The 25,112-nt window shown below is 49.2% G+C and carries 22 protein-coding genes and 1 tRNA gene; 21 read left to right on the forward strand and 2 right to left on the reverse strand.

Translation table 11 applies throughout. The features are described 5' to 3' along the window. Positions 1-8 precede the first annotated feature (8 nt). The gene (locus ACSAZK_RS12015; protein WP_440954360.1) at positions 9-1,724 is read left to right on the forward strand and encodes a glutamate--tRNA ligase; all 1,716 of its coding nucleotides are present in this window, start codon (positions 9-11) and stop codon (positions 1,722-1,724) included. A gap of 119 nt (positions 1,725-1,843) precedes the next feature. Here the strand turns inward: ACSAZK_RS12015 and ACSAZK_RS12020 are convergent, their stop codons facing one another. Next, positions 1,844-2,893 carry a right-handed parallel beta-helix repeat-containing protein gene (locus ACSAZK_RS12020; protein WP_440954361.1) on the reverse strand — a complete coding sequence of 350 codons (1,050 nt, stop codon included), beginning with the start codon at positions 2,891-2,893 and terminating at the stop codon, positions 1,844-1,846. Positions 2,894-3,528: 635 nt separating this feature from the next. On the opposite strand from ACSAZK_RS12020, the gene ACSAZK_RS12025 reads away from it, so the two are divergent. The 17 genes from ACSAZK_RS12025 to ACSAZK_RS12105 all read left to right on the forward strand — a co-directional run bounded on the left by ACSAZK_RS12025 (position 3,529) and on the right by ACSAZK_RS12105 (position 19,226). Further along, a complete protein-coding gene (locus tag ACSAZK_RS12025; protein WP_440954362.1) occupies positions 3,529-5,088 on the forward strand; it encodes a Single-stranded DNA binding protein in 1,560 nt (519 codons plus the stop codon). After that, complete coding sequence (locus ACSAZK_RS12030) at positions 4,976-5,959, forward strand: RPA family protein (protein WP_440954363.1); 984 nt, start codon at positions 4,976-4,978, stop codon at positions 5,957-5,959. The genes ACSAZK_RS12025 and ACSAZK_RS12030 overlap by 113 nt, the downstream gene beginning before the upstream one ends. A gap of 164 nt (positions 5,960-6,123) precedes the next feature. Further along, entirely contained in the window at positions 6,124-7,695 is a 1,572-nt protein-coding gene (gene serA / locus ACSAZK_RS12035) for a phosphoglycerate dehydrogenase (RefSeq protein WP_440954364.1), read from the forward strand. 270 nt (positions 7,696-7,965) lie between these two features. Next, positions 7,966-8,508, forward strand: coding sequence for a DUF2240 family protein (locus ACSAZK_RS12040; RefSeq protein ID WP_440954365.1), 543 nt, complete (start codon positions 7,966-7,968; stop codon positions 8,506-8,508). Between the two features lie 166 nt (positions 8,509-8,674). Further along, a complete protein-coding gene (locus ACSAZK_RS12045; protein ID WP_440957013.1) occupies positions 8,675-9,079 on the forward strand; it encodes a 50S ribosomal protein L18e in 405 nt (134 codons plus the stop codon). A gap of 10 nt (positions 9,080-9,089) precedes the next feature. Continuing rightward, the gene (locus tag ACSAZK_RS12050; RefSeq protein ID WP_440954366.1) at positions 9,090-9,512 is read left to right on the forward strand and encodes a 50S ribosomal protein L13; all 423 of its coding nucleotides are present in this window, start codon (positions 9,090-9,092) and stop codon (positions 9,510-9,512) included. Between the two features lie 13 nt (positions 9,513-9,525). Beyond that, positions 9,526-9,930 (forward strand): 30S ribosomal protein S9, encoded by a 405-nt coding sequence (locus ACSAZK_RS12055; protein WP_440954367.1) that lies wholly within the window; start codon positions 9,526-9,528, stop codon positions 9,928-9,930. 8 nt (positions 9,931-9,938) lie between these two features. Then, positions 9,939-10,127, forward strand: coding sequence for a DNA-directed RNA polymerase subunit N (locus ACSAZK_RS12060; RefSeq protein WP_082090662.1), 189 nt, complete (start codon positions 9,939-9,941; stop codon positions 10,125-10,127). Beyond that, positions 10,128-10,202, forward strand: a tRNA-Pro gene (locus tag ACSAZK_RS12065). 113 nt (positions 10,203-10,315) lie between these two features. Beyond that, complete coding sequence (locus ACSAZK_RS12070; RefSeq protein WP_440954368.1) at positions 10,316-10,498, forward strand: DNA-directed RNA polymerase subunit K; 183 nt, start codon at positions 10,316-10,318, stop codon at positions 10,496-10,498. A 90-nt stretch (positions 10,499-10,588) separates the two neighbouring features. Beyond that, entirely contained in the window at positions 10,589-11,332 is a 744-nt protein-coding gene (rpsB, locus tag ACSAZK_RS12075; RefSeq protein WP_440954369.1) for a 30S ribosomal protein S2, read from the forward strand. 74 nt (positions 11,333-11,406) lie between these two features. After that, the gene (locus ACSAZK_RS12080; protein WP_440954370.1) at positions 11,407-12,204 is read left to right on the forward strand and encodes an MEMO1 family protein; all 798 of its coding nucleotides are present in this window, start codon (positions 11,407-11,409) and stop codon (positions 12,202-12,204) included. 312 nt (positions 12,205-12,516) lie between these two features. Then, entirely contained in the window at positions 12,517-13,422 is a 906-nt protein-coding gene (locus ACSAZK_RS12085) for a mevalonate kinase (RefSeq protein WP_440954371.1), read from the forward strand. 169 nt (positions 13,423-13,591) lie between these two features. After that, the gene (locus tag ACSAZK_RS12090; RefSeq protein ID WP_048181353.1) at positions 13,592-14,374 is read left to right on the forward strand and encodes an isopentenyl phosphate kinase; all 783 of its coding nucleotides are present in this window, start codon (positions 13,592-13,594) and stop codon (positions 14,372-14,374) included. Positions 14,375-14,376: 2 nt separating this feature from the next. Then, positions 14,377-15,474: a type 2 isopentenyl-diphosphate Delta-isomerase gene (fni, locus tag ACSAZK_RS12095; protein ID WP_440954372.1), complete on the forward strand. Its 1,098-nt coding sequence runs from the start codon at positions 14,377-14,379 to the stop codon at positions 15,472-15,474. A gap of 1,405 nt (positions 15,475-16,879) precedes the next feature. After that, complete coding sequence (locus ACSAZK_RS12100; protein ID WP_440954373.1) at positions 16,880-18,223, forward strand: RNase J family beta-CASP ribonuclease; 1,344 nt, start codon at positions 16,880-16,882, stop codon at positions 18,221-18,223. Positions 18,224-18,260: 37 nt separating this feature from the next. Then, positions 18,261-19,226, forward strand: a complete 966-nt coding sequence (locus ACSAZK_RS12105; protein WP_440954374.1) for a polyprenyl synthetase family protein — start codon at positions 18,261-18,263, stop codon at positions 19,224-19,226. Positions 19,227-19,669: 443 nt separating this feature from the next. Here the strand turns inward: ACSAZK_RS12105 and ppdK are convergent, their stop codons facing one another. After that, on the reverse strand, positions 19,670-22,318 hold the full coding sequence (ppdK, locus tag ACSAZK_RS12110; protein ID WP_440954375.1) for a pyruvate, phosphate dikinase: 2,649 nt from the start codon (positions 22,316-22,318) through the stop codon (positions 19,670-19,672). 332 nt (positions 22,319-22,650) lie between these two features. Here ppdK and ACSAZK_RS12115 point away from each other — a divergent pair, with 332 nt between their 5' ends. The 3 genes from ACSAZK_RS12115 to ACSAZK_RS12125 all read left to right on the forward strand — a co-directional run bounded on the left by ACSAZK_RS12115 (position 22,651) and on the right by ACSAZK_RS12125 (position 24,940). Then, on the forward strand, positions 22,651-22,911 hold the full coding sequence (locus ACSAZK_RS12115) for an H/ACA ribonucleoprotein complex subunit GAR1 (protein WP_440957014.1): 261 nt from the start codon (positions 22,651-22,653) through the stop codon (positions 22,909-22,911). Positions 22,912-23,110: 199 nt separating this feature from the next. Next, a complete protein-coding gene (locus tag ACSAZK_RS12120) occupies positions 23,111-24,124 on the forward strand; it encodes a transcription initiation factor IIB (protein ID WP_048181342.1) in 1,014 nt (337 codons plus the stop codon). Between the two features lie 162 nt (positions 24,125-24,286). Further along, a complete protein-coding gene (locus tag ACSAZK_RS12125; RefSeq protein WP_440954376.1) occupies positions 24,287-24,940 on the forward strand; it encodes a LysE family transporter in 654 nt (217 codons plus the stop codon). The last annotated feature ends 172 nt before the right edge of the window (positions 24,941-25,112 follow it).

A 25,112-nucleotide genomic window follows, 5' to 3' on the forward strand; every position in this document is an offset into this window, starting at 1 on the left:
AATCCTTTATGACCTTAAGTCCTGAAGACCTGAATACTATTGAAAAATACGCCCTTCAGAATGCCGTGAAATACGGAAAAGCCCCCCAACCCAAAGCCGTAATGGGGAAGGTGATGGGGGAATGCCCTCACCTCCGGAATGACCCTAAAGCCATTTCTTCCGCTCTTGCGGAAATTGTGGGGGAAATTGCAAAAGGGAATGCCGAAGCCTGGGAAACCCGGTTGTCGGAAATCGCTCCCGAGCTTATCGAAGCCCTGAGTGTGAAAAAGGAACCCGTAAAAGGCCTGAAGCCCCTGGAAGGTGCTGTGGAAGGCAAGGTGGTCATGCGCTTTGCCCCTAACCCGAACGGGCCTGCAACCCTTGGAAGTTCCCGGGGCATGGTCGTCAATTCCGAGTACGTGAAGATGTATAAGGGAAAATTCATCCTGCGCTTTGACGACACCGACCCTGACAAGAAACGCCCCCTGCTCAAAGCCTACGACTGGTACCTTGACGACTTCAAGTGGCTCGGGGTAATACCTGACCGGGTGGTCTACGCTTCGGACCGTTTCCCTGTCTATTACGATTACGCAAAGAAGCTCATCGAGATGGGCAAGGCTTATGTCTGCTTCTGTGAAGGAGGAGATTTCAAGAAGTTCAAGGACTCAAAGCAGCCCTGCCCGCACCGTGACCAGTCCCCCGAAGTGAACCTGGAGTACTGGGAAAAAATGCTTGCCGGGGGATATGAGGACCAACAGGCCGTGCTCCGTATCAAGACCGATATCGAGCACAAGGACCCGGCGCTACGTGACTGGGGAGCTTTCAGGATCCGGAAGATGTCTCATCCCCGTGCTGAAATCGGGGAAAAATACATTGTTTGGCCCCTCCTGGACTTTGCAGGGGCAATCGAGGACCACGAACTCGGCATGACCCACATCATCCGGGGAAAAGACCTGCAGGACAGCGAGAAACGCCAGGGCTACATCTACAAATACCTGGGCTGGGAGTACCCGAAAACCCTGCACTGGGGCCGCGTCAAAATCCATGAGTTCGGGAAATTCAGCACAAGTACCCTTCGAAAGGACATCGAATCCGGGATATACTCCGGCTGGGACGACCCCCGCCTGCCCACCATCCGCGCCATCCGCCGCCGCGGGATCAGGGCCGAAGCCCTCAGGAAGTTCATGGTCGAGATGGGGATCGGGACAACCGATGTCAGCATCAGCATGGAGTCCCTATATGCCGAAAACCGCAAAATAGTGGACCCTGAAGCCAACCGCTACTTCTTCGTCCGGGACCCCGTGGAACTGGAGATCGAAGGTGCCGAAGCAACAGTTGCAAAGCCCCCACTTCACCCCACCGATTCCGAAAGGGGTGCAAGGGATATAAATGTCGAAAACAAGGTCCTGCTTGCCGGGGACGACGTTGAGAAAATGGAAGTCGGTTCAATGCTCCGCTTAAAAGACCTCTACAACGTCGAGATCACGTCCCTTGAGCCGCTGCAGGGTAAGTTCTCCGGTGAATCCCTCGAAGCCCTCAAAAAAGTAAAGGGCAGGATCATCCACTGGGCGCCCGTAGACGGTATTTCCGTGAAAGTCCGCAGCCCCGACGGCGACTTCAAAGGAATAGGAGAACGCGGGATTGCAAAAGAGCTGGATAAAATTGTCCAGTTCGAGCGTTTCGGGTTCTGCAGGATCGATGCCGTAAGCGAAGAGGAAATTGTGGCATACTTCTCCCATAAGTGAATTAAATTCGGGGCAAAATGCCCCAAATCTTTTTGTTTTTTTGTTTTTTCTCTTCCTCTCTTCTTTTCTTTTATTTTCCCATTTTCTGGCAACTTTTCATAATTTTCAGGATTTCCGCTTTACCTTCTCCTTTTCAGCAGGTAAGCCGTTCCCGTAGCCAGGCCCGCTACTCCGAAACCAAATCCCGGAGCTCCATTTTCTTCTTCTCCGGCAGCTTCCTCCTCTTCTGCGTCGGGTTCTGCCCCTTCAACTCCCTCTTCCACAGTTACTTCTTCCTCGCCCATCTCTTCTTCGGCCATTCCCTCTTCGCTTATTTCTGTCCCGGGCTCTGCTTCGGGTACTACCTCTCCCTTTTCGGCAAGGCCATCTTCGTAAGCTTCGGGGTCCAGCCTGTCTTCGAGGACCGGAATTGCTTCAGGGACTTTTGGATAAAGTGGGGACCCATCGGTTCCTCCCCCGTTTACGGAATATGGGGAGTCACAAATTCCATTGCTGTTTTCATCGGTACATGTCTCGCTGTAACCCGCACCCTCCAGGTCTGCCCAGAAGTTCCCGGCGATGTATGGGCCCCGGACAATGTTCTTTTTGCTTTTGAGGGCTATGTTCCAGAAGTTGTCCTGGTTCCCGGGATTTTCTTCGACGTTTTCACTGTTCTTGAAATAATTGTCGTAGATCTGGTTTTCGCTGCTCTCTTCCAGGGAGATTCCGTACCCGTAGTTGTAGGCGATGACATTGGTCTGTATGGTATTTTTGCCGGAGGCCTCAAGCCTTATTCCCAGTTCGTTTAAGGAGAGGACATTGCTGCTCACGACGTTCCTGTCCGAATCTTTCAGGAAAATACCCTGCCCTGTGTTTGAGACTTCGTTATTGCTGACCAGGCAGTTCCCCGCTCCTTCAAGATATATTCCTGTATTTTCAGAGCCGCTAATGCCAAACCCGCTGAATGTCACTCTGCCCGTATTTATTTCAACGACATTTTTAGCCGGGTCTGCAGCCTGGATCATGGTGTCCTCCGGGTTCCTTGAGTCGGACCAGATTTTCAGTTCCTTGTCTACCTTCAGGTTTTCTTCGTACGTTCCGCTTTTTACCAGTATCGTATCTCCCGGATTTGCAGCATCTATGGCTGCCTGAACTTCCGTGTAGTCTCCTCCCTCCGAGGGGTCTACCATTAACGTTTCAGCAGCACCAGGAAAGCTTGTGCCGATTGTAAGTGTTAACAACAGTATAATCCAAAACGTTGGCCTATTCTTTAGTATACCCATTTCCATATTTCCCCTATTAATTTCCCTGTCAAGTTATTGTCCAACTTTAAAAATAAGTTGTATTTTCTTATTGTTCTGGGAAATTATATGCATTTGGAATCAAAATTCCTGAACAGATTTTCTCAAAGTCTTGACTACTTTGCAAAAAAGATCCAGTATGTTTTGGACATAGGGTAGAGATATAGGGTAGAAACTGGTTGGGAGAGTAAGAATTAATTTTTAATATATACTGTATATTAGTTCGTAGCTTAATTGGTTGCTACGTTTAATTGGTTGCTACGTTTAATTGGTTGCTACGTTTAATTGGTTACTACGTTTAATTGGTTGCTACGTTTAATTGGTTGCTACGTTTAATTGGTTGCTACGTTTAATTGGTTGCTACGTTTAATTGGTTGCTACGTTTAATTGGTTACTACGTTTAATTGGTTGCTACGTTTAATTGGTTGCTACGTTTAATTGGTTGCTACGTTTAATTGGTTGCTACGTTTAATTGGTTGCTACGTTTAGTTACCTGTTACGTTTGTCTCATAAGGAGGCTTAATATGGATGAAAAAAATGCGCCCCATCTTGAAGAACTAACCCGGGCGCTTGGAGAAGTTAATAAGAATCGAATCCGGGCAGAGTTTGAAAAACTGCTGGCTTTTCGTGTACCGCCTGAAGTTGCAAAAGAGAGCATCCTCCGCAAGTTCGGGGGAGTGCAAAGAGCATTGAAGGTAAAGGATCTCTCTGCTAATCTTAAGAGTTTTGAAATTACGGGCAGGATCCTCGAGCTTAATGAAAAGATTCTCCACCCGCGGGAAAGAGATGGGGAAGAGGTTCGGGGGGTAGTCCAGGAGGAGCCCCGGGGCGAGAGAGGGGGCAGTTCCGGGGAAGGGGATGGAGTGTCCCCGGAAAAGGGCCGGAAAGGTTCTTCAAAGCTCTATACAGGGGTCTTTGCGGACGAGACCGGGTCAATTCTCTTTTCTTCCTGGAAGGAACTCCCTCCTGCAGGGGAGGTAATCCGGGTCCGAAATGCCTATACCCGGCTCTGGCAGAACAGGATCAGGCTAAATATAGGGGACCATTCCTCAGTATCAAAACTGCCGGATTCCATCCTCCCTTCCCTTTCCGAACTTGCTCGGACCCCTGAGAAAAAACTGGGTGAGATCGGGGCTGTGGACTTTTCGGTAAGCACCGTTGCCTGCGTCCTCCAGCTTTCCCATAGGGAGGTGATGGTCAGGGGCAGGCAGTGCCGTGTGATTTCCGGGGTTCTGGCAGACGAGACCGCAAGGCTCCCGTTCACGGCCTGGGTGGAACTTCCGGGGATTGATATCGGGAGCATCATCCGCCTGGAAGAAGCTCAGGTCCGAATGTTCAAAGGGGTGCCTTCGGTCAATATCCTGAAGGGGACCGGAGTTTCAAAACCAGGGCCTGAAGGTGCTGAAAAACTGGCTTTTACTTTTGAATCCGTGAAGACGGCTCCTATCCCCCTGAAAATGGAAGAGGTCGCTTCAAGGGACGGCATGTTTGATGTGGCCATAGTGGGAAATGTGATCTCTGTCAAGCCGGGTTCAGGGATAATTTCCCGCTGCCCCGAATGTGGGAGAGTGGTCCAGAAAGGAAGCTGCCGGGTACACGGTAAGGTGGATGGAGTACGGGATATGCGAATCAAAGCAGTGCTGGACGACGGGACGGAGGCAGTATCAGTTATGTTTTCCAGGGAACTTGCGGAAATGATTTACGGAAAAACCCTTGAAGAGGCAGAGGCACTCATGTTCTCTGACATCTCAAAAGACGCTGTTTACGAAGACCTGCGAAGGATCCTTACGGGCCGCTACCTCGCAGTCCGCGGAAATGCCTCGAAAAACGAGTACGGAGTCTCTTTTGTTGCCGAGAGTGTCTGGGTGCCGGAAGCCGACCTTGCGGTCCGGGTCGTGGAACTGCTGCACAGGCTCGACTTACTTGGGACTGAAAAAGCTCAAGGGTTGGAAGCCCGAATCCCGGAGGACCGTGGACAGTATCCTGGTAATGAGGGATCTGGTCCAGAGGACTGCGGGCAGGACCATGGGCAGGACCCTGATTCCAAAACCGCGGATTCCACAGGAGGCCGGAGCTTTGCTTAAGCGGGAAGTTGCAAAAAGGGTTTTTGCAAGGGAGTTTGAGGCTTGCAGGGCTCTCGAAATGCCTGTCCGTGCAGGGGAGAAAAAAGCTTCCTCAGGGGATTTGAAAACCCCCAATTTACTCCTCAGCCCCTCGGGCCTTGTCCTCAACCGGGTCTTCGTGGTTGGCGTGATAACCGAGCTTGACTGTGTCGGGGCACAAAACGAGATGTGGAAGGCGCGGATTGTCGATCTTACAGGGGCTTTTACCGTATACGCCGGGCAGTATCAGCCCGAGGCTTCCATTTTCTTTTCGACGGTAGAAATCCCGGCATTCATTGCTCTGACGGGAAAAGCCCGCATCTATGAGCCTGAGCCGGGCTCTGTATTTGTCTCGGTCCGGGCTGAGGAAGTGAACGTTGTAGACGAGGAAATTCGCAACAGGTGGGTTGTGGATACCGCAGAACAGACCGTTGAGAGGCTTGAAGCTTTTTCGGATGCCGTGGTAAGCGGATACCGGGATGAAGAACTCCGGGGATACCTGCTAGAAAAAGGAGTGTCCCGGGAACTTGCAGAAGGAATTTCCCTGGCCCTTGAAAGGGCGCGTGCCCCTGAAGAATTTGCGAAACTGCTCGGGGTATCCGTAAAAGAAGCCCTTCAGGCTCTTGAATTTGATTCGGAGAACTCTTCAGGGGCCGACGGGGACCGGAAGGAATTTGTGCTTGAACTCCTGCGGGAAATGGACGAGGGTAAGGGTGTTGATTACGCCGCTTTTCTGGAAGTTGCGGTGTCCAGGGGGGTTCCTGAAGAGCTCGTTGAAGATGTGATTCGTTCTCTCTTTGCAGGCGGGCAGTGTTACGAACCCAGGATTGGGATTATCAGGCTGGTGGGTTAACCTTATATGCGCGAAAACCCGCATAAGGGACAAAAATCTGTCTGAGGATTAAAGCTGCATAAGCTTGATAATGCTTAAGTGTGATTAGGTCGATGATATTCATTGTCAAAATTTGACTATTCATTCTTACTGTATTTTACTGTATTCATCTGGAGAAAATTATTATGAAAGTATTGGTCAGTGACTCATTATCTTCCGAAGGTCTGGATATTCTGAAGGAGCATTTCACGGTTGACGTATCCACCGGGCTTTCCGAGGACGAACTGGTGGAAAAGATCAAAGATTTCGATGCCCTTGTCATACGCAGTGGTACTCAGGTCACCCAGCGTGTGATCGAGGCTGCTGACAACCTGAAGATTGTCGGAAGGGCCGGGGTCGGAGTCGACAACGTCGATGTGGATGCGGCTACCAAAAAAGGGATCATTGTGGCAAACGCCCCTGAAGGAAACATGATCTCTGCCGCAGAACACACCATCGCCATGATGATGTCAATGTCCCGGAACATCCCTCAGGCCAACGCTTCCCTGAAAGCCAGGGAATGGAACAGGAAGAAGTTCATGGGTGTTGAGGTTAAAGGCAAGATCCTGGGTGTTATCGGACTTGGCAGGATCGGGTCCGAGGTCGCGAAAAGGGCTTCTGGTATGGAAATGACCCTGCTCGGGTATGATCCCTTCATTTCCGAGAAGCGTGCCGAAGAACTCGGCGTCAGGCTGTGCACCGTAAATGAGATCGCAGAAGAAGCTGACTATATCACCGTACACACTCCCCTCATTAAGGAAACCCGGAATATCCTTGACGATGAGCAGTTTGCCCTGATGAAGGAAGGAGTCCGGATCATCAACTGTGCCAGGGGCGGAATCATCAGCGAAGAGGCTCTTGCAAGAGCCCTGGAAAGTGGGAAGGTCGCAGGGGCAGCTTTTGACGTTTTTATCAACGAACCGCCTTTTGACAGTCCTCTCATGAACTTTGACAACGTGATCTTAACCCCGCACCTTGGAGCCTCCACCGAGGAAGCTCAGGTCAATGTAGCAGTGGATATTGCTCACGAAGTTATTTCGGTCCTGCAGGGTGGGTCCGCCAGAAACGCTATCAATATTCCTTCCGTCAAGCCCGAGGCTATGGCGGTCCTTGCTCCCTACATCCGGCTTGCTGAGATCATGGGAAAGATCGCAGGGCAGCTTATGGACGGCAGCTACGAAAAGGTGGAAATCGGGTACAACGGGGAAATCTCCGGGAAAGATACCAGGCCCCTTACGGTTTCTGCCCTGAAAGGTCTGCTTGAAATGGCACTTGGCGCAGGGGTCAACTACGTTAACGCTCCCGCTCTTGCCAAGTCCAGGAAGATTGCGGTGGTCGAAAGCAAGTCCGAATCCGCAGAAGAATACTCTTCCACCATAAGTATCCGTTTGATCAGGGGAGAAGACGTCAAGCTGGTCACAGGAACCGTTGTCGGGGACGAGCCGAAGATCGTTGCTGTGGACGGGGATAGGGTCGACATCTTCCCGGCAGGGCGCATGATCTTTGCCAAGCACATCAACAGGCCTAACGTGATCGGTCCCTGCTGTATCGTGCTCGGCAAGAATAATATCAACATTTCTGGCATGCAGGTCGGAAGGGTAGAAGTCGGAGGCACCACCCTGATGGCTCTCAATGTTGACGGCGACGTGCCTGACGACATTCTGGATGAGCTCAGGCAGGTCTCCGGAATCATCGATGCTAAACTTGTCGTGCTCTGAGTCTTTCGGTCCTGAGTAAATATGTGTCCCAAAAAACGATTTGTTCCGGCACGGGCTCAAAACTGTGGGGGGTCTGTGCCAGGGGCACCTTTACTTTATCCGGGTGCTCCTTTCAGGCGGAGCCTTCCGGAACACTTCCAGTCAGAACACTTCTATTCGGAACATTTCCATTCGGAACACTTCCCTTTTGATAATTTCTCGACCGAAACATCCTTGCCCGTAATATTCCCCTATCAAAAAATTTCTTGTCCGAATCCGGGGGTTCAGTGAATGGAAGACCTCAAACGTGCGGTTTCGGCTCCTTTTAAGAAAAACCTGGCACCTTCTCTTCCGGTGAAGGATTTCGAGTTTTCCCTTGCTTTTGACCTGAAGTGGTTTTCCCCGAAGACAGCTTCCAAGGTAAAAGAGCTGGCTCTTGATATGGGACTTCTTTCCCTGAAAGACGGCAAGCTTTCCCCCGGGTTTGATGTAGACACTGTCAGGCTCCCTCACTCGTTCAAACCTGCGGAGGATTTCCTGCAGAGGCTTGAGTGCCTGGCAAGTTCCTGCAACTCCGAAAAGCTCTCTTCCGAATGTTCTTCTAATACATCGGAAGGTCTCGACTTCGAACATATCCTCGAATTTGTCTCCGCCAACACTTGCTTGAATAAACAGACTCTGGCTTCGGAAGTCAATTCCATGCAGGACCGGCTTTCCTATATGGTGGACATCCGGGTCGTAGCCCTGATTGTTGCCCGGAAGTTCGGGTGCGACATCGAATCGATTTTCGAAAAGGTTTCGGTGGAAGTTCTCGGCCTTCCTGATTGCGTATGAGGATTACGCATAATCTTTATGTACTAGGAATGTTATTCACACCATACCAATTCCAATTAATCGTTTGATCTTTAATCTACTGGTCCGAGGCTTTTGCTTTTTGGGCGGTAGTTATTGATGTGTTCGAACGCGATAGAGGGTTTTTCCCGCGTGAGTAAGATTTGGTATTAATCTTGCGGAGGAACATACATTGGGTAAAAATTCACTGGTAAAAGTTACAAGAAAAACAAATCCAAGAATCGTTTCCCTGATTCTTACCCTGAAGGAGATTGCCAACATAGAGGGCGCTCCTATCTGGAAAGATATTGCGAAACGCCTTGAAATGCCGTCCAGGAACTATGCGGCTGTGAACGTGAGCAAGATCAACAGGCATTCGGCTGCGGATGATGTCCTGCTTATCCCCGGGAAAGTCCTGGCTGCAGGGCTTCTGGACCATCCGGTAACTGTTGCTGCACTGAACTTCAGTGTTGCGGCCGAAGATAAAATTACCGAAGCTGGTGGCAGGTGCCTTAGTATCGAAGAGATCGTAGAAGCAAATCCGAGAGGGTCCGGGATCCGGATTTTCCGCTGAGGTGTTGAAGATGACGATTATCGATGCAAATGGGCTTATTCTGGGGCGTCTTGCAAGTACGGTTGCAAAACAACTGCTTTCTGGAGACGAAAAGGTATATATTGTGAATGCCGAAAAAGCCGTGGTCTCGGGTTCAAAGGCAACAACTCTTAAGGAATACCGGGAATCCCGGGACAGAGGTTCCCGAGAATTCGGGCCTTACTTCCCGAAGCGCCCAGACCGCATTATGAAGCGGACTATCCGTGGCATGCTGCCCTACAAGAGGGCAAGAGGCAGGGACGCAATGTCCAGGCTCAAGGTCTATGTGGGTGTCCCCGCAGAACTTGCGGGTGCTGAAACGATTACCCTCGAGAATGCTAATATGAACCGTCTGAGTTCTAACAAATACATAGAGCTTGGTGACGTGAGCCTGAAGCTGGGTGCAAAATTCTAAAGGGTGAGTCTTCATGGTTAAAGTAGTTAATTCATCTGGAAAGCACAAAACCGCAACCGCACGTGCAACAGTCAAGAAAGGTACAGGTAAGGTCAGGATCAATAAGGTCCCCGTCGAGCTTTATACCCCTGAGCTTTCAAAAGTGAAAGTCTCGGAGCCTCTGATGATTGCAGGGGAAGATGTAGTCTCCGGGATTGATATCAATGTGTATGTTCAGGGCGGTGGAATCATTGGCCAGGCAAACGCGGTCAGGACCGCAGTTGCAAGGGGCATTGTCGAATGGACCAATGATACTACTATCAGAGACAACTTCGCAGCCTATGATCGCAATTTGCTTGTAAGCGATTCCAGGCAGAAGGAATCCAAGAACTTTGGTGGGCCTGGAGCAAGGTCTAAATATCAGAAGTCTTACAGGTAAGGACTATTATGATCCCAGTCCGATGTTTCTCATGTGGTAAAGTAATCTCAAACTATTGGGACGAGTACAAGAGGCGCGTCGACGGCGGAGAGGACAAGGCCGCAGTACTGGATGATCTTGGGATCACCCGCTACTGCTGCCGCAGAATGTTCCTCAGTCACGTTGAACTTGTTGACGTACTTTCACCATACCAGTAAGGGACCGTAGGGTAGCCTGGCCCATCCTTCGGCGTTCGGGACGCCGGTACCTGAGTTCAAATCTCAGCGGTCCCATTTCCCTATTTTTTAGGGTGCTGGTTTACAGGCTTGTGCTGAAATCTTCAAACTTATCATGATTCTAAATTATTGAAATTCATCGGAGCGTTTTTAAGTCTTAAGGTGATCAGTTGGGCAAGGAAAAGTATACCCGGTTCGAAAGTGCACGCATAATAGGTGCCAGATCATTGCAAATTGCTATGGGGGCTCCTGTCCTGATTGAGGACGACGGGCGTATGGACGCTTTGAGCGTCTCTTTGGCAGAGTTGGATGCCGGAATTATCCCTATCACTGTTAAACGGAAAGTCAGTTGAAAACGTCATGGGATTTATTTTCAGATTCTGAATGTTTTAACACTGATATATCGAATGTTTTAATGTTGATCTATATTATGAGGTGACTTAATGGAGGAAATTGAGCAGACAGGGCAGGAGGATGCCGAATCACAGCCTGTACCCGAATCACAGCCTGCGCCTGAAGTGGAAGCCGCAGAAGAAGTCGAATCTGTGCCTGAAGAAGCACCTGCAGAAGAGGTTGCAAAGGAAGCTGCAGCACCTGTCAAGGAAGAATCCACGTCCCTTGTGTCCATTGATGAATATCTGGCCGCAGGGATCCACATCGGTACCCAGCAAAAGACTCAGGACATGATGCGTTTCGTGTACAGGGTCAGGACCGATGGGTTATACGTACTTGACATCCAGTCTACAGATGAGAGAATCAAGGTCGCATCAAAGATGCTTTCCCGTTACGATCCTTCAAGGATACTTGTCGTATCTTCAAGGCAGTACGGGCAGCACCCCGCAAGGATGTTTTCCAGGGCTCTTGGCACAAAGTCCGTGCTCGGAAGGTTTGTTCCGGGTTCCCTTACGAACCCCAAGATGGAAGGGTTCTTCGAACCCGACGTCGTGATCGTAACCGACCCTGCCGGAGACGCACAGGTTCTTAAGGAAGCTTCCAGCATCGGAGTTCCCGTGGTAGCACTCTGTGACACCAACAACCTGATTTCCAATGTGGACCTTGTGATACCCACTAACAATAAAGGTCGAAAAGCCCTTTCCATGGTCTACTGGCTGCTTGCAAGGGAAGTCGCAAACTTCAACAACATTCCTTTCGCTCACGAACTGGGCTCTTTCGAAACCCCTCTTTGATCCTGGAACACCAGTCCTGCATACTGCAAGGCTTTAATTAAGAGGCCCATATTCCTTATATGGGGTGATTATTAATGAGACAACCAGCAGTTGCAGGGCAGTTCTATCCTTCAAGTCCTGAATATCTGGAAAAAGAACTGAAACGGTGTTTCGAAGGTCTGGAGGTTCGGGAACGCAATGTTCTCGGAGCCGTATGCCCCCATGCGGGGTACGTTTATTCCGGGAAGGTGGCAGCGTATGTTTATGCGGCCCTCCCGAAAGCCGATACTTATGTCCTGCTCGGACCCAACCATACGGGGTACGGCTCCCCTGTGGCGGTCTCCCGGGATACCTGGGAAACTCCCCTTGGGGCTATTGGGGCTGATTCCGATCTTGCCGAAGGTTTTCTCGGAAGCATTGTAGACGCAGACGAGACGGGACACATATATGAACATTCCCTGGAAGTTCAGCTTCCTTTCCTTCAGTATCGTTTCGGCGGGGATTTCAAGATTCTTCCTATTTGCATGGGCATGCAGGACGAAGAAACAGCTGTTGAGGTGGGAAACCTTGTTGCCGACCTCGTTTCAAAAAGCGGGAAGAAAGTTGTTGTCATTGCTTCCAGCGATTTTACTCATTACCAACCTGCGGGACTTGCAGGGGAAGTCGACCGGGAAATTATCGGTTCCATCCTGGACTTTGACGTTCCCGGAATGTATGACAGCCTTTACAGGAGAAATGCCTCGGTATGCGGGTACGGCCCAATCGCGGCGATGCTCACTGCTTCCGGAAAACTCGGAGGCACCCGCGCGAAGCTGCTTAAATATGCAAACAGCGGAGACGTTTCCGGGGATACGGATGCGGTTGTCGGGTATGCGGCCATCATTGTGGAATGAATAGTTTGTTTTTGGACTGAAGGCGCTTGCATTGGACTGAGAACGTTTACTATTGTAGGCTGAGAGCGTTTACATTGGAATGAGTGGTTTTGCTATTGTGAACTGAGAGTTTTTCCCGGGAAATGTCAGGTTAACATTTTTTAATTACTGATAAATGTCCGGGATAACATCTTTGAGGAAATGTAGATTCTTATTAAAAATAAACTCTGACTAAAAATGGAACCTTCTTGAGGTAATATCTTTTATATGTCTCGTTCTATTTATGAATCATACTCACTAAATTAATGTATTAGAGGAATTCGAGGAGATACGATGGTCTCATGTTCCGCACCCGGGAAAATTTACCTTTTTGGAGAGCATGCAGTCGTTTATGGAGAAACCGCCGTAGCCTGTGCGGTTGAACTCAGGACCCGGGTTCGGGTGGAAGTTGCCGATTCCGTAATCATCCAGTCCCAGATCTCCAGGACAGGGCTTGATTTTGAAAAGCACCCTTATGTTTCTGCAGTTATTGAGAAAATGAGGGAATTTGTCCCCTTTGAGGGTGTCTCCATAACCGTTGATTCCGAGATTCCTGTGGGTTCGGGGCTTGGGTCTTCCGCCGCTGTAACAATCGCAAGCATTGGTGCTCTCAATGAACTTTTCGGGTGCGGACTTTCCCTTGAAGAAATTGCCACTGTAGGGCATGAAATCGAAATTCGGGTACAGGGCGCGGCAAGCCCGACGGACACCTACGTATCCACCTTCGGAGGGGTCGTTACCATCCCGGAAAGAAGGAAACTGAAGACTCCGGACTGTGGTATAGTGGTCGGGGATACGGGGGTCTTTTCCTCTACGAAAGAACTGGTGGCAAACGTCCGGCAGCTCCGTGAAACCTATCCCGAACTGATCGGACCTCTCATGGCTTCAATCGGACGGATTTCAAAGCTCGGGGAGTCCCTGGTCTTTGCCGGGGATTACTCTTCAGTAGGCAGGCTGATGAATGTGAACCAGGGCCTGCTGGATGCCCTCGGTGTTAACAGCCTGGAACTTTCGGACCTAATATACTCTGCCCGGGCGGCAGGGGCTTTCGGGGCAAAGATTACGGGTGCCGGAGGTGGGGGGTGCATGGTTGCGCTTGCGGCACCTGAAAAATGCACTGCTGTGGCAGAAGCCATTTCAGCAGCAGGCGGTGAAGCGATAATCACGGGACCCACGGAACAGGGCTTGAGGGTGGAGTGACCTATATGGGCGGTTCCGGGGTAATTTTTCGGCTCCTGGGGTGCCTTGACTGTTTTATTCGGACTTGTTTTATTCGGACTTATATTTTTCCGGATTGTTTTCTCACTATGATATATTTTCTCACTATGGAATTGCAAAAACTTACAAAAAAGGTATTGAGTGATCTTGCATGAAGGCTTCAGAAGAACCTGTTATCCTGAAACTGGGGGGCAGCGTAATTACCGACAAGGGCGCGGATGACGGAGTCATCCGGGAGGCGGAACTCCTCAGGATTGCCCGGGAAGTTTCCGGGTACGGGGGAAAAATGATCGTAGTTCACGGCGCCGGTTCTTTCGGGCATACCTACGCCAAAAAATACGGGCTTGACCGGCAGTTTGACCTTGAAGGGTCGGTAGTGACTCATGAATCTGTCAAAAAACTCGCCGCTATGGTGGTGGGTGCCCTTAATCGTTTCGGGGTCAGGGCAGTTGCGGTGCATCCCATGGGCTGCACAGTGTGCAAAAACGGACGGATCGAGAGCATGTATATGGAAAACATCAAACTCATGCTTGAGAAAGGGTTTGTTCCGGTCCTGCACGGGGACGTTGTGATGGACCGCGAGCTTGGGACCTGTATCCTTTCGGGGGACCAGATCGTGCCCTATCTTGCAAAAGAACTCGGAGTTACCCGGCTGGGCCTGGGTTCGGCTGAAGACGGTGTGCTGGACAGGGACGGGAAACCCGTGCCCGTAATCACTCCCGGGAATTTTGAGGAATTCCGGGGCTGCATAGGGGCGTCAGGGAGTACCGACGTTACCGGCGGGATGCTCGGGAAGGTCCGGGAACTCCTGGAGCTTAGCAAAACGTCATGTATTACTTCCTATATATTCAATGCAGGAAAAGCGGATAATGTGCATCGGTTCTTACATGGGGATCCAATAGGGACCAGGATCAGTCCGGATAAAGGGAATTAATCATGATTAACACTACCTCGAAGCGAAAGATCGAGCATTTAAAGCTGTGTGCTGAAAGCCACGTTGAGGCCCGGAACGTCAGTGCGGGCTTTGAGGATGTAACCCTGATCCACAGGGCTCTTCCCGAACTCAATATGGATACTCTCGACCTTTCGGTGGATTTTCTCGGGAAACGCTTGCAGTTTCCCTTTTTAATCGCGTCTATTACGGGCGGGCATCCTGACACTATTCCGGTGAATGCGGCTCTTGCAGGTGCGGCCGAAGAGCTTGGCATCGGGATTGGTGTCGGGAGCCAGAGGGCTGCAATCGATGACCCTTCCCAGGAAGAATCTTTCAGGGTAGTCAGGGACGAAGCCCCGAGTGCCTTTGTCTACGGGAATGTGGGCGCCGCCCAGATCCGGCAGTACGGGGTAGAAGGGGTAGAAAAGCTGATCGAGATGATTGATGCCGACGCCCTTGCCATCCATCTTAACTTCCTGCAGGAGGCAATCCAGCCCGAAGGGGATAGGGATGCCGCGGGCTGTCTGGATATGATTTCCGAGATATGTTCTTCTCTGGATGTGCCTGTGATAGTGAAAGAGACCGGGACCGGAATCTCCAGGGAAGATGCCCTTCTCTTCCAGAAAGCCGGAGTTTCGGCCATAGACGTGGGAGGTGCCGGGGGCACAAGCTGGGCCGGAGTAGAAGTGTACCGGGCCCGAGAAAGTGGAGATTCTGCTTCTGAGCATTTAGGTGAACTGTTCTGGGACTTCGGGATCCCGACGGTTGCTAGCATCATTGAGTCCCGGGTTTCCCTTCCAATCATCGCAACCGGTGGAGTCCGCAGCGGACTGGATATCGCAAAATCCATTGCTCTGGGGGCCAATGCAGCAAGTGCGGCTCTCCCCTTCGTCGGACCTGCTCTTGAAGGCAAAACAGCCGTTGTAGAACTACTTTCCCGTATGTTTAACGAATTCAGGGCTGCAATGTTCCTCTGCGGTTGCGGAAGCATTTCCGACCTTCACAATGCACCCGTGGTTATCACTGGCTGGACCCTTGAATACCTGACCCAGCGCGGCTTTAACGTAAAGGATTACGCGGTGCCTCAGGACATGCTTTGAAATGTGAAACTTTTCCGGGAATGTTGCCGGGAACGTTGCCGGGGTTCCCCTTCCCTTTATATATTATCCGAAACTCAATGTATCAACATATTATGGCTAACTAAATGGATGCCAGAACCAGAAATCCAAACCAAAATTCCCGGTAAATGGGCCCATTTGAACTTGAGGGCTGGCAGAAATCGTTCGGAAACAGCTAAATAAGATCCCCCTTCCGAAAATCTTAAATTCAAAAACAAAATTTATTCATTACATTTAAGTCGGAAAGGAAGAATTAACCGGAAAGGAATAATTAACCGGAAAGGAATAATTAACCGGAAAGGAATAATTAACCGGAAAGGAATAATTAACCGGAAAGGAATAATTAACCGGAAAGGAATAATTAACCGGAAAGGAATAATTAACCGGAAAGGAAGAATTATCCGGGTAGGGAAAATTAACCGGAAAGGAAGAATTATCCGGGTAGGAAAAATTAACCGGAAAGGAAGAATTAACCGGAAAGGAAGAATTAACCGGAAAGGAAGAATTAACCGGAAAGGAAGAATTAACCGGGAATTTTTTTCCTTAAATACTAATTAATATGCTTGCTCATCACTCATTCAGGAATCAATTGAAAGAAGAATTATATAAGAATTTGATAAGAAAATCCGTTGAGAAATGATCTGTTGAAATCATTGGAAGATAACCAGTTCGTTAAATGATTGATTTAATATCAAAATCATTACTAATTTAATTGGGAATCAGTTGAAATCAGTGAAAAAGAATCAGTTCATTAATGGTTGATTGAACATTTAAGTCATCACTAATCAGGAATCCCTCAAATAAATCCGTGGAAATGTGAATCATTTTAATGAAGCTTAGTTAAAAATGCTAGGCCCATTAGGAAGTGTGATGGGAATATAGGCAGGAATCAGCTAAAAGGGAATTGACCCTAAGTATGCCTTATACCTGAGATAAGAGGCTTTAGTAGGCTCTGTGGATATATCTAAAATCTGCGGGTCAGTAAAAGGTCTGCGGGTTGGTAAAGGATCTGTGGATTGCTATAGGGCAGAAGGGTATCTCCGACCCTGAAAGCATTGATTGAGTTCATGCTCAAAGCTTTCGGTTGGATTACAAGGGGTTCCCTTATTTCAGTAGCGGGTTTTGGGACATTTCTATAAGGAAACAAATATATATTATAGGTAATATTGTTCCGTTCATAACTGTTTGCTGAGATATTTCATCATGGGAAAGGGTCTTCTTGAGGGCGGATTCTAGTGGTGGCTGATTCTGGGGCGGGTTTCATTTACTTATCTAATATATGTCCAACGTTATATCAAACACATCATCATTTCAAGTTCTTCCCTGAAACCGTTTTAGGTGGTTTTGGGTTCACAATATCAAAGGAATCAAATCAGAGGTTTAACATATGACTGAAATAGGAATAGTTGCAGTCGGCGGCTACAATGAAATGGGCCGCAACATGACTGCCATAATTGTAGGTGAAGATATCATCATTCTGGATATGGGGCTCAGGCTTGACCGGGTTCAGATCCACGAGGATGTTGAAATTGACAAGATGCATTCCCTCGAACTTATCGAGATGGGAGCAATCCCTGACGATACTATCATGAAGGAGATCAACGGGACTGTCCGGGCTATCGTCTGTACTCACGGACACCTTGACCATGTAGGTGCAATCTCGAAGCTCGCTCACAGGTACAAGGCCCCTATCATTGCTACTCCCTATACCACTCTTATCATCAAGCAGCAGATTGAGTCCGAAAGGAAGTTTGAGGTCTGCAACAGGGTGATCCCCCTGAAAGCAGGAGGCACCTATAAGGTCACGGAAGACATCGATATCGAATTCATCCGGGTCCAGCACAGTATCATAGACTGTGTCCTTGCAGCCATCCACACTCCGGCAGGGGCAATCCTCTATGCCTGCGATTTCAAACTGGACCGGACTCCTACCATGGGGGAGGCTCCGGACTTTGAGCGTCTGAAATCCCTCGGAAAGGAAGGGGTTATCGCAATGATTGCTGAGAGTACGAACGCCGGACGCTCCGGGAAGACGCCTTCCGAACAGATCGCAAAGGACATGGTCAGGGACGTGCTGTTCGGGACCGAGGAGGCGGATGTAGGGATGATTATCACAACCTTTGCTTCTCACATTGCCAGGCTCAAAGCGATCATCGAGGCAGCAGAAGAAATGGGCCGGATCCCTGTACTTATGGGACGTTCAATGGAGCGCTATGTAACGGCTGCCAGGGACGTTGGTTACCTTAAGCTTCCATCCAATGTTGAGATCTACGGACATAGAAAAGATGTTGACAGAGCTTTCAAGCGTATCATGCAGAGTGGGAAAAATAAGTATCTGCCGATCGTCACAGGGCACCAGGGCGAGCCCGGTTCCATTCTTGTGAGGGTTGCAAATGGAGATACTCCTTACGCCCTCGATCCCGGGGACCGTGTCATTTTCTCTGCAAACATTATCCCGAGTCCAATGACCCAGGCCAACCGGTATGCCCTTGAAACCAAGCTCAAAATGAAGGGGGCCAGGATCTATGACGACGTTCACGTATCGGGTCACGCATACAAGGAAGATCACTGGGAGTTGCTCCGCATGGTGAATCCGGAACATGTGATCCCGGCTCACGGAAACATGGATATGCACGGGCACTACATCGAGATGGCGGAAGATGCCGGGTATGTGCTGGGAGACACCGTTCACCTTCTCAGGAACGGTGAAGTGTTATATATCGAAGAGTAATTGTATTAGGAAAACTATTCCCTTTGCTTGTGATAGTATGACGCTGATTGATGAGATCAAGAAGAGGACCGTCCATGTGGATGCCAGCATTGAGGATATGCTTCCTGTCACCCATCCGGAGGAGCTCTATAAAGCCTCCCGCTACCTCGTGGATGCCGGAGGAAAGCGCCTCCGTCCTGCGGTTCTGATCCTGGCTGCGGAAGCTGTCGGCTCCACTCTAGAGTCTGTCCTTCCTGCAGCTGTGGCCGTGGAACTCGTACATAATTTCACTCTGATCCATGATGATATCATGGACAAGGACGATGTCCGCCGCGGGATGCCTGCCGTCCATATGAAATGGGGGGAAGCCGGAGCGATCCTTGCCGGGGATACCCTCTATTCCAAAGCTTTCGAGATCCTCTCCAGAGTCGAAAACGAACCTGAAAGGATTTTAAAATGCATGGATGTCCTCTCAAGGACCTGCACGGAAATCTGTGAAGGGCAGTGGCTTGACATGGACTTTGAAAGGCGTGACCGGGTCACTGAATCCGAGTACCTTGAGATGGTCGAGAAGAAAACCTCGGTCCTCTATGCAGCCGCCGCAAAGATCGGGGGCCTTCTGGGAGGAGCTTCGGATGAAGTCGCCGAGGCTTTGTCTGAGTACGGGCGCTTGATAGGGATTGGTTTCCAGATGTATGACGATGTCCTGGACATGATCACCCCTCAGGAGGTGCTCGGGAAAGTCCGGGGAAGCGACCTGAAAGAAGGGAAGTACACTCTGATCGTTATCGATGCCTTCCGGAAAGGCGTGGAGCTGGAGGTTTTCGGGAGGGGCAGTGCCACTCAGGACGAAACCGAAAACGCCGTCAAGATCCTTTACGAATGCGGTTCTATCGATTTCGTACAGAACCTCGCAATCTCGTACATCGAAGAAGGCAAGGCAAAGCTGGATGCCCTGGAAGACTGTCCTGAAAAAGACCTCCTCCTCCAGATTGCCGACTATATGATTTCAAGAAACTATTGAAATTCAACCGTCTGAAAACTGGCGGTCCAGAGGAGATTGCGGCCGAAATATGTCGCAATGCCTCTAAATCTTTTTTATGTTATTTTTGCGATAGTTTTAGCTTCATTTTTTATGTCATTTTTACGATAGCTGTAGCTCTTTTTTATGTTATTTTTGCGATAGCCGTAGCTCTTTTTTGATCTATTTCCAGGTGTGGACAAATTGTCAGAATTTATCAGCCCGAACTTTATGGCTCCTCTTTTTTGTGTGCAATCTTTGTGTGCAATCTTTGTGTGCAATCCTTACAAAAACAGATGTAGTCTTGAATTGAAATTTGTCTTGTCCACGATACGTGGGGAAAGGCCAACTTTATCCGCTACGCTCCGGGGAAAGACTTTAAAAAAAAGAGAATGGCAGGATTTTCATCCTGCTGATTTTTTTGAATTTTCGGATCTGAATTTTATTTATTTGTTTCTGGATGCAAGGGTGCTCTGGGCAGCTACGAGTCTTGCGATGGGGACTCTGTAGGGGGAGCAGCTTACATAGTTCAGGCCTATGCTGTGGGCGAAGAGAATGGATTTAGGTTCGCCGCCGTGTTCTCCGCAGATCCCCATTTTGAGGTCGGGTTTGACGGAGCGGCCTTTTTCAATTCCGATCTTCATGATTTCGCCTACGCCTTCCTGGTCCAGGACTGCGAAGGGATCGTTTTCAAGAATGCCTGCTTTCTGGTAGATTGGCACGAACTTGGCCACATCGTCCCTGCTGAACCCGAAGGTGGTCTGGGTCAGGTCGTTTGTCCCGAAGGAGAAGAAATCGGCTTCCGGGGCAATCTTGTCTGCGGTAATTGCGGCTCTTGGCAGTTCGATCATGGTCCCTACTTTGTAGTCGAACTTTGTGCCTTTTTCTGCCATGACGGCATCTGCCAGTTCACAGACTTTTTGCCTTGTAAGGGCGAGTTCTTTCACATGGCCCACGAGGGGGATCATGATTTCGGGGCTTACCTGTACTCCTTCGACTGCAAGTTCACAGGCAGCTTCCATGATTGCCCTTACCTGCATATCGTAGATTTCCGGGTAGGTAATTCCTAGACGGCATCCCCTGTGTCCGAGCATCGGGTTGAGTTCCGTAAGGGACACAACGCGCTCGATTATCTTGTTGACTGCGGCAATCTTTTCGATGTTGCCTGCAGTTTCGTATTCCCTTAGTTTTTCATCCAGTTCTTCCTTATTCGGAAGGAACTCGTGCAGGGGTGGGTCAAGCAGCCTGACTGTAACTGGCAGACCTTCCATGCTGCGGAAGATTCCAAGGAAGTCTTCCTTCTGCATGGGGAGGAGTTTCTTGAGGGCTTTCTTCCTGGATTTTTCCTCCTCTGCCATGATCATTTCCCTTACAACGGGGATCCGGTCTTCCCCAAAGAACATGTGCTCGGTCCGGCAAAGCCCGATTCCTTCTGCGCCAAGTTCGCGGGCGAGGCTTGCATCGGTCGGGTTGTCAGCGTTTGTCCTTACGCCAAGGGTCCGGATTTCATCAGCCCATAAGAGGATGTGCTTGAGGTCGTTGTTGATCTCGGCTTCGATCAGTTCGACTTCCCCAAGTATGACGTTTCCGCTACTTCCGTCAATACTGATGTAGTCGTGCTCATTGATCGTGTAACCGTTTACTTTGAAAAGAGCATTTTTAGTATCGATTACAATTTCTCCGCAGCCTACAACACAGGGCTTTCCCATTCCTCTCCCTACGACTGCGGCGTGGGAAGTCATTCCTCCGCGGACGGTAAGCACTCCCTGGGCAGCTGCCATCCCACCGATGTCTTCAGGGGAGGTCTCTGTCCTGACAAGGATTGTCTTTTCGCCCTTTTCAGCCATTTCTTCGGCGGCTTCGGCAGTAAACACGATTTTCCCTACTGCGGCTCCCGGGGATGCCGGAAGCCCGTTTGCGATTAATTCGAGTTTGGCTTCCGGGTCAATCCGTGGGTGCAGGAGCAGGTCAATGTGTTCGGCCTGGACCCTGGTGACTGCGGTCTCCTTATCAATAAGCCCTTCTTCGACCATGTCCTTTGCGACCTTTACCGCAGCAGCAGCGGTTCGCTTTCCGGTCCTGGTCTGGAGCATATAGAGTTTTCCTTCCTGAATGGTGAACTCTATATCCTGCATGTCCGTGAAGTGGGCTTCGAGCCTCTGGCAGATATCTACTAGCTGACCGTAAGCTTCGGGGATTTCGTCTTTCAGGGTGTTGATGTATTTCGGAGTCCGGATCCCGGCAACCACGTCTTCGCCCTGGGCGTTGAGGAGGTATTCTCCGAAGAACTTCTTTTCCCCTGTAGACGGGTTCCTTGTGAAAGCCACTCCAGTTCCGGAGGTATTTCCCATGTTTCCGTAAACCATTGTCTGGACGTTGACGGCAGTTCCCCATTTGTCATCAATGCCGTTGATTTTTCGGTAGGTAATAGCTCTCGGATTGTTCCATGAATCAAAAACAGCATCAATTGCCATCTGGAGCTGGACTTTTGGATCTTGTGGGAAATCAAATCCTTTTTCAAGTTTGATTACTTCTTTGAACCTTTCTGCGAGTTGCTTTAAGGCTTCTGCATCGAGGTCGGTGTCGGACTTAACTCCCAGTTCCTTTTTCTTGTCCCCTATCAGGGAGTCGAATTTCCTGAATTCTATTCCAAGCACCACGTCTCCGAACATGGCGATAAACCGTCGGTAGCAGTCGTATGCAAATCTTTCGTCGTTGACCTTTTTAGCAAGTCCGACTACGGATTTGTCCGTAAGCCCAAGGTTCAGGACAGTATCCATCATTCCCGGCATGGATACTCTTGCTCCGGAACGGACCGATACTAGAAGGGGATCTTCGGGATCTCCCAGTTTTTTTCCGTTTATGGTTTCCAGTTTGTCTACTGCTTCTTCAACCTGTTGAACCATTTCTTTCGAGTATTCATTGTTTTTTAGGTACAGTACGCAGACTTCGGCTGTTATTGTAAAGCCTGGAGGTACGGGAACTCCGAGATTAGCCATTTCTGCGAGGTTTGCACCCTTGCCTCCAAGCAGGTCTTTCATACTACTTTTGCCATCAGTTACATCCTTTCCGAAAAAATATACAAATTTGAACAATGAATCTCCTCCCTGGAACGAGATATCATTTGGAATATGACTTGGAAATAGTGTGTGGATAGCCAAATCTTCTGATTTGGTTGTTGCCAACAATGTCCATTTAATATATAAGCTTGTGGTTCGCCCCCGCCCGCATCATTTAATTTATATATTCTATTTATTTTGAAGTTATGTATAATATAGGTCTTGCGATATGTTTATATAATATTGGTGTAGAGTAGGTATGCTTTTCAGTCTGCACTATATATTCTTACATTAAGGCTGGTAGTTCGATTACTCGGGACAGGAAATAAACGGATCTGTGCCGAGATATATTCTTATTTGTGGCTAATATGAAAAGACTCGGTACCGTGTTGCACAGGTCAGGTAGCAAAAACCTGGTTATTAGAGGGGATGAGTTTAAGTCCGAAAATGCATCAGGAAAAATCCCTAGGTTAAATTTGGTTGTTATGGACAAGGCACTGAATCAGATTGGCACGATAGTTAATATTTTCGGGCCGGTGAACCATCCATATTTTTTAGTGAAAGGTTTTAAACGGATTCCTGATTCAGAATTTCGGGGACTGGTCAATGAAAGGATCTATGTTCGGTGAGATCTCTGGCATTCGATTCAGATTTAAACTCTTTAGTATGGTTTAACTTTAACTGGTATATTTGCTTTCAGCTGGTTTTAGTTTCTGGCTTTCTTTTCCCCGTTTTTATAAAAATACTGTCATTTAATGCAGCACATAATCTGAGTTGCAGGACAGCAGGAACAACATATGGTCATGTTAAGTTGTAAGGTGATATGAAATGGTAGAAGTCGAAAGAGTTCGCTATTCGGACAATCTTGAAAGAGAAAAAATACGTGCCATGATCAAAGCTCGCAAGGAGAAGCAAAAAGAGCAAAATTTTGAGAAGGAAAAGGCCGTGTGTCCGGAATGCGGAAGCAGGAACCTGGTGCACGATTATGAGAGGGCTGAGCTCGTGTGCGGGGACTGCGGACTGGTCATTGACGCCGACTTTGTAGATGAAGGTCCCGAATGGCGAGCTTTCGATCACGATCAGCGCATGAAGCGTTCCCGTGTGGGAGCGCCCATGACCTATACAATCCACGACAAAGGGCTTTCCACGATGATTGACTGGAGGAACAGGGACTCCTACGGAAAGTCTATCTCCTCCAAAAACCGTGCTCAGCTCTATCGTTTAAGAAAGTGGCAGCGTAGAATCCGTGTAAGCAACGCAACGGAAAGAAACCTTGCGTTTGCCTTATCAGAACTGGACAGGATGGCTTCCGCCCTCGGTCTGCCGAGGACTGTCCGGGAAACCGCGGCTGTGGTCTACAGGAAAGCTGTGGACAAGAACCTTATCCGTGGAAGGAGTATTGAAGGTGTGGCAGCAGCAGCCCTTTATGCGGCCTGCCGCCAGTGCAGTGTCCCGAGGACCCTTGACGAGATTGAAGAGGTGTCCAGGGTAAGCAGGAAGGAAATCGGAAGGACTTACAGGTTCATTTCAAGGGAACTTGCCTTAAAACTCATGCCGACTTCCCCGATTGACTACGTACCCAGGTTCTGCTCAGGGCTCAATCTGAAAGGAGAAGTCCAGTCTAAGAGCGTCGAGATTCTCAGGCAGGCTTCCGAAAAGGAGCTTACAAGCGGAAGGGGTCCCACAGGCGTTGCAGCAGCTGCAATCTATATCGCGTCCATTCTCTGCGGCGAGCGCAGAACCCAGCGGGAAGTTGCGGATGTAGCAGGGGTAACGGAAGTTACCATCAGGAACAGGTACAAGGAGCTTGCAGAAGAGCTGGATATTGAAATTATCCTCTAAGGTTCTTCTCCATTTTTTCTTTTATCAATTTTTTCTTTCTTGATCCTTGTCTTGCTTAATTTTTTAAATGTTTTTTCTCCACTTCCCAATCAATGTTCTATAGTTGGGCGTATCGAAGTATTTTTAATAAAATATATATTTATAAAACGTTTTTAGATCACGATGTTGGCGCTTGAAATTTCCAAGGCAATTCTCCTGGGTTTCACTGTCGGGCTTACCGGCGCCCTTGTCCCGGGACCCATGCTTTTTGCAACCATCGAGACTTCTCTTAAAAAAGGATGGGTTGCAGGCCCGGAAGTGGTGCTCGGGCACATGCTTATCGAGCTTGTGCTCTGTGTCCTTATCCTCTTCGGGGCGGCATCTTTTGTCGGGAGCGGTACGATTTCTGCGGTATCCCTTTTCGGGGGGCTTGCGCTTGTGGGCTTTGGCCTGCTCACGGTAAAAGACGCAAAAGCAGTTTCCTCCGCAGGGATGGCTTCGGGTACTTCCGGTATGAACCTGGCCTCCAGCCCCCCGGCTGCAGGGTTGATCACCTCCGCTTCAAACCCTTATTTCTGGATCTGGTGGCTGACGGCAGGCAGTGCCCTGGTGCTTCAGGAATACCAGCTGGGAATTGTTATTGCAGTTGCCTACGTGATCGGGCACTGGATGGCAGACCTGGGCTGGTTTACTGCTGTTTCTGCCTCTTTCAGCCGTGGAAAGACTTTGCTTTCCCGGAAAGCACATGAAAATATTCTCTATGCCTGCGGGATATTTTTAGTGATCTTCGGGCTTTATTTCATGCTTAACTATAACAATCCCGTCCAGATTGCGTAACTCGGGGATTTTTCATTTTTTTCTTTTTCTTGCGCTCTTTCTCTTTTTTGCCTTTTCTTTTTCCTGCTCTTCCTTTTTTCTCCCTACTCCGTTTTTCCCGTTCCTATTTTTTCCCTGTTCCTTCTTCTTTTTTGTTCCCCTAATTTTTCATACTCCTCTCTACTTTTTGTTT

This window comes from Methanosarcina sediminis, from assembly GCF_052056915.1.
Lineage (GTDB): Archaea > Halobacteriota > Methanosarcinia > Methanosarcinales > Methanosarcinaceae > MTP4.

Excerpts from the sequence above, each read along its gene's own strand:
- ACSAZK_RS12015 (WP_440954360.1), top strand. The coding sequence starts at position 9 with ATGACCTTAAGTCCTGAAGACCTGAATACTATTGAAAAATACGCCCTT.
- ACSAZK_RS12020 (WP_440954361.1), bottom strand. The coding sequence starts at position 2,893 with ATGGTAGACCCCTCGGAGGGAGGAGACTACACGGAAGTTCAGGCAGCC.
- ACSAZK_RS12025 (WP_440954362.1), top strand. The coding sequence starts at position 3,529 with ATGGATGAAAAAAATGCGCCCCATCTTGAAGAACTAACCCGGGCGCTT.
- serA (WP_440954364.1), top strand. The coding sequence starts at position 6,124 with ATGAAAGTATTGGTCAGTGACTCATTATCTTCCGAAGGTCTGGATATT.
- ACSAZK_RS12040 (WP_440954365.1), top strand. The coding sequence starts at position 7,966 with ATGGAAGACCTCAAACGTGCGGTTTCGGCTCCTTTTAAGAAAAACCTG.
- ACSAZK_RS12050 (WP_440954366.1), top strand. The coding sequence starts at position 9,090 with ATGACGATTATCGATGCAAATGGGCTTATTCTGGGGCGTCTTGCAAGT.
- ACSAZK_RS12055 (WP_440954367.1), top strand. The coding sequence starts at position 9,526 with ATGGTTAAAGTAGTTAATTCATCTGGAAAGCACAAAACCGCAACCGCA.
- ACSAZK_RS12060 (WP_082090662.1), top strand. The coding sequence starts at position 9,939 with ATGATCCCAGTCCGATGTTTCTCATGTGGTAAAGTAATCTCAAACTAT.
- rpsB (WP_440954369.1), top strand. The coding sequence starts at position 10,589 with ATGGAGGAAATTGAGCAGACAGGGCAGGAGGATGCCGAATCACAGCCT.
- ACSAZK_RS12080 (WP_440954370.1), top strand. The coding sequence starts at position 11,407 with ATGAGACAACCAGCAGTTGCAGGGCAGTTCTATCCTTCAAGTCCTGAA.
- ACSAZK_RS12085 (WP_440954371.1), top strand. The coding sequence starts at position 12,517 with ATGGTCTCATGTTCCGCACCCGGGAAAATTTACCTTTTTGGAGAGCAT.
- ACSAZK_RS12090 (WP_048181353.1), top strand. The coding sequence starts at position 13,592 with ATGAAGGCTTCAGAAGAACCTGTTATCCTGAAACTGGGGGGCAGCGTA.
- fni (WP_440954372.1), top strand. The coding sequence starts at position 14,377 with ATGATTAACACTACCTCGAAGCGAAAGATCGAGCATTTAAAGCTGTGT.
- ACSAZK_RS12100 (WP_440954373.1), top strand. The coding sequence starts at position 16,880 with ATGACTGAAATAGGAATAGTTGCAGTCGGCGGCTACAATGAAATGGGC.
- ACSAZK_RS12105 (WP_440954374.1), top strand. The coding sequence starts at position 18,261 with ATGACGCTGATTGATGAGATCAAGAAGAGGACCGTCCATGTGGATGCC.
- ACSAZK_RS12115 (WP_440957014.1), top strand. The coding sequence starts at position 22,651 with ATGAAAAGACTCGGTACCGTGTTGCACAGGTCAGGTAGCAAAAACCTG.
- ACSAZK_RS12120 (WP_048181342.1), top strand. The coding sequence starts at position 23,111 with ATGGTAGAAGTCGAAAGAGTTCGCTATTCGGACAATCTTGAAAGAGAA.
- ACSAZK_RS12125 (WP_440954376.1), top strand. The coding sequence starts at position 24,287 with ATGTTGGCGCTTGAAATTTCCAAGGCAATTCTCCTGGGTTTCACTGTC.